Source organism: Paraburkholderia kururiensis JCM 10599 = LMG 19447 (assembly GCF_003986935.1).
In the GTDB taxonomy this organism is placed as follows: Bacteria; Pseudomonadota; Gammaproteobacteria; order Burkholderiales; family Burkholderiaceae; genus Paraburkholderia; species Paraburkholderia kururiensis.
The window spans coordinates 1-5,103 of the sequence record NZ_RJZE01000065.1; the positions used below are offsets into that span (position 1 = coordinate 1).

Annotated in this window: 4 protein-coding genes and 2 pseudogenes; 5 read left to right on the forward strand and 1 reads right to left on the reverse strand. The window is 53.3% G+C overall.

Annotation, left to right across the window (positions count from 1 at the left end; all coding sequences use genetic code 11):
- The 4 genes from PKKP23_RS34360 to PKKP23_RS33005 form a co-directional block, all read left to right on the forward strand.
- The coding region (locus PKKP23_RS34360) for a hypothetical protein (RefSeq protein ID WP_205703036.1) at positions 1-195 on the forward strand (195 nt) is incomplete at its 5' end.
- A 146-nt stretch (positions 196-341) separates the two neighbouring features.
- Positions 342-1,733: a glycoside hydrolase family protein gene (locus PKKP23_RS32995; protein WP_126880032.1), complete on the forward strand. Its 1,392-nt coding sequence runs from the start codon at positions 342-344 to the stop codon at positions 1,731-1,733.
- A gap of 77 nt (positions 1,734-1,810) precedes the next feature.
- Positions 1,811-2,653, forward strand: coding sequence for an FkbM family methyltransferase (locus PKKP23_RS33000; RefSeq protein ID WP_205703037.1), 843 nt, complete (start codon positions 1,811-1,813; stop codon positions 2,651-2,653).
- 358 nt (positions 2,654-3,011) lie between these two features.
- Positions 3,012-4,013: a glycosyltransferase family 2 protein gene (locus PKKP23_RS33005; protein WP_126880033.1), complete on the forward strand. Its 1,002-nt coding sequence runs from the start codon at positions 3,012-3,014 to the stop codon at positions 4,011-4,013.
- A 187-nt stretch (positions 4,014-4,200) separates the two neighbouring features.
- Here PKKP23_RS33005 and PKKP23_RS33015 read toward each other — a convergent pair.
- Positions 4,201-4,323, reverse strand: a pseudogene (locus PKKP23_RS33015) (transposase); the annotation flags it as partial.
- Between the two features lie 196 nt (positions 4,324-4,519).
- On the opposite strand from PKKP23_RS33015, the pseudogene PKKP23_RS33020 reads away from it, so the two are divergent.
- Positions 4,520-4,744 (forward strand): annotated as a pseudogene (locus tag PKKP23_RS33020) (ATP-binding protein); the annotation flags it as partial.
- Between the last annotated feature and the right edge of the window lie 359 nt (positions 4,745-5,103).

Sequence of the window (5,103 nt, forward strand, 5' to 3'; positions counted from 1 at the left end):
ATGTTTCGCCATGGTGGTGGAGTTCGATTGTGGAAGTGTTACCGTGAGAAGCAACATTCTCCTTCAATCGCCACCGCCTTCTCCTGCCTCTTCCCTACGCCGCGTACACCACTTTCAACGATAGCTCACCTGCCTGCAGACACGGTATCGTCGGTACGCACGGTCGGCCAAAGCAACGAAACGCAGATGCCGTGACGACCATACTTCGTATGCGTTATCTGGGTCGCGGACCAATATCGAGTGTATGAACACGGTCCACATGCCATCTGTTCGAACAATGTCCATGCTTATATATCTGCAAGCGGCGAACAACATGGGCGGACTTCAGTTTGGGGGGATAGATGAACAGAATCCATAAAGCGGCGGCTCTTTTCATTCTGGGTCTCGCTTTGACCGCTAGGGCAGACTACCAGTTGCCAGCGGGACAACCGCTGTTCACCAGGCTAGGCTACAACTACGGCCCCTCGGTCATTGCGGACGGCAAGACAGAGAAATTCTGGTGGTGTGGGTTCGGTCTGGGGCCCTCCGGACTGACCGATACGATCCAGTATCGCTACCGCGATCGCAGCACGGGGCAATGGTCTTCGACCGTACAGGTGATGGTCCCAGGCACCGCCTCATGGGACAGCGCGTTTGTCTGTGATCCTTCCGTCGTCACGGGCAACTTCATCAATCCAGAAGATGGCACTGCGTATGTCTACGCTATGTACTACACGGCGACAGACGCCAGTCAAGTAAACAACCGAATCGGCGTCGCCTTCTCGAACGATGGCATTACGTGGGTAAAGTATTCGCAACCGGTTATTTCTCCGCAGCAAATGAATGGCTCTTACGGAGCCGGCCAAGCATCAACGTACAATTTCAATGGAAGGTCCGGCTTGTATATCTTCTACACTGATACGACCACAGGATTCGGGAACAGGGTGTTTGTCCGTAAAACAACGGACGGGGTCAATTTCAGCGCACCAGTGCTGATATCAGATGAAAACAGCGCCGGCCTGTCGCTCATGTCGAATGCGGATTTTGCGTATGACATGGTCTCCCGCAATTTCTACGCGGTCCGTGAGACCATACCTTCGCGCCTAGGAGACCGCGAGGTATTCCAGCTCATGCTGGCGCGCATGCCTGCGGCAGATCTTCTTGCCGGAAGCGGTCAATGGGAAACTCTGGGCTTTGTGAATCCCGCATTGACGGGCTTCTATATGAATCACAACCCGGGATTGCTCCGTAACGGATTCGGGCAAATCAATATCAGCCTCCCAAATGTGGTCGTATATTTTGCAGGCGGGACAAACGATCCCGCTACCTGGAATCTTGCTTCCGCCACATGGCGGCCCGTGCCTGCGACCTTGGTTCTGACCCGATACTATTCGGCAGCATGTGGAAACGGGGGAATGCCCGAGCGAACAGTTACGGTCGGGTATGTAGCGCCCTGGTGCAGCTACCGGGCTGAGAAAGTGCTTGGGTACCTCGACATGGCGCCGGCCGCAGGCGAGGTGGCGTTATATGGCTGCATGGCGAGCCAGGACCAGTTTCTGTCCAGGGATTCACAATGCGAAGGCCAGCTTGCGTCGGGAGTCATGGGCTATTTGCCCGCTACCGCAACCGCGGGCACTACGCCTCTATACCGGTGCATTAACTCTGCCAGTGGGGATCATTTCGCCAGTCTGGACGCAGCATGCGAAGGGCAAACCACAGAATCCGTACTCGGCTACATCAAGCTAGGGCCGTGACCACTCTGCCCATAACTGGCCAGAAACTTGCCACTCGATATTGTGAATACATACGTTTGAACGCCGAGAAAAGCACGATGGAAACGACCAGCCAAAGGCCGCATATCGCTGATCCATATGTCATTGTCGCGGCCCGACATGGGACAATGCTGGCTAACAGCAATGATATCTATATCGGGCAGGCTCTTATCCAATATGGGGAATACTGTGAGGAGGAAACGAAATTCATTCTGCGCTGGATTGATCGTCCCGGTGCTGTTGTAGAAGTTGGAGCAAATATTGGGAGTCAAACCGTGGCACTCGCCCGGGCTGCCAAAGCAGTGAGTTCCGAAGCGATCGCTATCGAGCCGCAACCGTTCGTATTTCAGAATCTGTGTGCTAATCTTGCTCTGAATGGCCTGGATAACGTGACAGCATGGCCATATGCATGTGGGCGCCATCAGGGATCGATATGGCTTGCACAACCGGACTACCAGAAATGCGGTAATTTCGGAGGAGTATCTGTGTGCTCCGAGCATACACCGTCGGCCCTGAAGGTGCCCTGTACGCGCCTCGATGACTTGATCGACGGAAGGCAGGTGCGACTGCTAAAGGTAGATGTCGAGGGCTATGAACTCGCAGTCCTTCAGGGTGCGACGGAAATTCTTTCAAACAGCCGCCCCATACTGTACGTCGAGAATGATCGTGTTGAGCAATCCGAGAATCTTATACGCTTCCTATGGTCGAGAGGCTATTTTCTTTGGTGGCATATTACCCCATTATATAGTCCACATAATTTTATGGGTGTAAAGGAAAATCGGTACGCTGGATTAAGCTCCTTCAATATGATCGGGCTGCCCATGGAGCTGCGCATGTCTCTGCGAGGTTGGGAGGAAATTACCGATGCTTCGGTTCATCCTCTCTCAAAATGGAAAAAATGAAATTTGGGACGAGATAATCGCATAACATTTTTGCTTGAGTGTAACGCATTGATGCGGTTACAAGGCAGATAGCACGTGCGCTGTACGAACAGGCCGAATCTATCCGTGGCTCTAGTGTTCTGTCCCAAAAATAACTTTTTATAAATTTGTGTTGTTCTATGACCGAATCCTGGCGGACAGGAGGTGATCGTGGGGCGCAAGGGAATCGAGATTGTGGTGTCGGCGTTGGAGCGAAAACGATTGATGTCGATGAGCCGCTCACGTTCGCTGCCGCATTCGCTATGTTCACTCTTGATTTGAAGATGTTATCTCAGTTGCACTACCGTCGCCATTGAGATCACTTAATTAACATATTCATATGAATAACCTCGATCCCCTAGTTAGCGTGGTTATCCCAGCGTACAACCGGGAGGCGTTTATTGGAGAGGCGATCCGCTCCATACTTCAGCAGACGTTTCGCGATCTAGAATTGCTCGTTGTGGACGATGGATCGACTGACGGAACGCGCGCGGTCGCGTATAGGGCCGCGAGAGAGGATCACCGTTTTCGCTTTATTCGACGAGAACGCAATGGAGGTGTTTCGTGTGCGCTTAACACTGGATTTCAGGCATCACGCGGGAAATTTATCGCGCGACTTGACTCGGACGACCGGGCAACACGCGACAGAATTGCAGCACAACTCCATGCATTCTCCGAGCAAGAGCGTTTGGTGGCTATGGGATCTCATGTGTTCCAGTTCGGAGGTGTGCCCGAGCAGCTCGTAAAATTTCCGCTATCAGATCGAGACATCAAGGCGCACCTGATTACGGCAGCAAATCATATCTCGGGGGGCTCGATAATGGTGCGGCGGTCGTTCATTGATGAACATAAAATTCGATTCGACGAACGTCTCACGGTTGCTGAAGATTATGATTACATTGTTTCAATTATGGAGCACGGTGGAGTCACGATAAATATCGATGCACCTTTGATCGACTACAGGGTATATGGAGAGAACACTTCAAATTCCCGCGCACAGCAATTTCCGCCGTCTGTCCAGAGAGTGCGGAAGCGCTTGCTTGCAATATGGTACCCAACGTTTTCGGAAGAAGAAATTGATCATGTATTGGACATGTTTTGCCATAGGCCTCCCTCGCATGCACCGAATTTGCTGCGTACGTGTTGCGTGGTTGACCGGATGATTTCTGCTGAACCTGTGAATTACGGGCAGGATTTTGACATCGTTCGGCACTGTCTGGCGAAATTTCTGCAAGACATGGCCATGAAATATAGGGATTGCGGATTGTATGGCCGTTCTCACTTCGAGACTATCAGTGCATTTGCGAGTCCACTCGTAGTTATGGCCATGGGAATCCTGTGAATAGTCGGTCCTGAACAATCGCGCGAGGCGTATGTAGTAAGAGGCCAGTTCAAACAGGGTAACGTTGAAGAGCCGACGGCCCGGCGGTTGCTCGAGCAGTTGCTTGCCGCTGAGAGCGCCGATCGGGCCGTGCGCTCGGTCAACCACCAGATGAGCGCGGCGAAGTTCCCGGTGCATCGCGATCTGAAATGCTTTGGGTCGCCACCGACAGCATCGCCGACACCGCCGCCAAGCTCTGCCCCGCCTTTACCAGCCGGACCGCTTCCATCTTGAATTCCAGGGTGTACCGCGCGCGCTTCAACTCGCTCATCTTCGTTTCTCCTTGCCGGATTTTAAGCCTCAGCAAGGGATACGTTTTTCGGTGGCAAGCTCACACTTCGTCGTCGACCCGGCGGCGCGACTCATACTGAAACAGCGAGCGAGAAATCCCTACCAGCCCGCAGGCTCGGGTGACACCCATGGCGCGTTCGGTCATCAAGATCTGGACCGCTTCGCGTTTTGATAGCACACGGCGTGACCTGCTTGAGATCCTCGATGATCGCCACGGCCACCGCTCAACCCAGGTAACCAGCCAGATTCCAGTTGATAGCTGGCATGCCGCGCTCGGCGATCCGACGCTCGCCGATGCCATTCTCGACCGGCTCGTGCACAACACCTATCGCATCAATCTCAGCGGTGATTCGATGCGAAAACGCAAAAAGAGTTTGAGCGAAAACCAGCAGTCAGAGTAAATATCGAACCCCCCGCGTCGCTGCGCTCCGAACGTCCAGCTTCGCGCGAAACCGCTGTCCACCTTCACGCGAAACGCGTGTCCAGCTTCCACGAATTACGCATAGATCTGACCTGCCCCCGGTTTTAGTCCGAACTGCAGTTAGAGTCCGAGGTTAAAAACTGCTGTTTTGCATCGTGCGCCTGAGCGAACTGCACGGGCGTCAGATAGTCGAGTGAACTATGAGGCCGCTCGAGCCTATCCGAACCTTTGTGTGTGAGGCATAAACTGATGGCCAAGGAGCCACTTTATGCCACGCAAACGCAAGGAAGAAGTGACGATTGAACCGGGCAAGGGCTTGAACCTTGACCCGGAACTGAT

What these genes read in the sequence shown, in the direction of transcription:
- PKKP23_RS32995 (WP_126880032.1), top strand. Translation starts at nt 342, where the DNA reads ATGAACAGAATCCATAAAGCGGCGGCTCTTTTCATTCTGGGTCTCGCT.
- PKKP23_RS33000 (WP_205703037.1), top strand. Translation starts at nt 1,811, where the DNA reads ATGGAAACGACCAGCCAAAGGCCGCATATCGCTGATCCATATGTCATT.
- PKKP23_RS33005 (WP_126880033.1), top strand. Translation starts at nt 3,012, where the DNA reads ATGAATAACCTCGATCCCCTAGTTAGCGTGGTTATCCCAGCGTACAAC.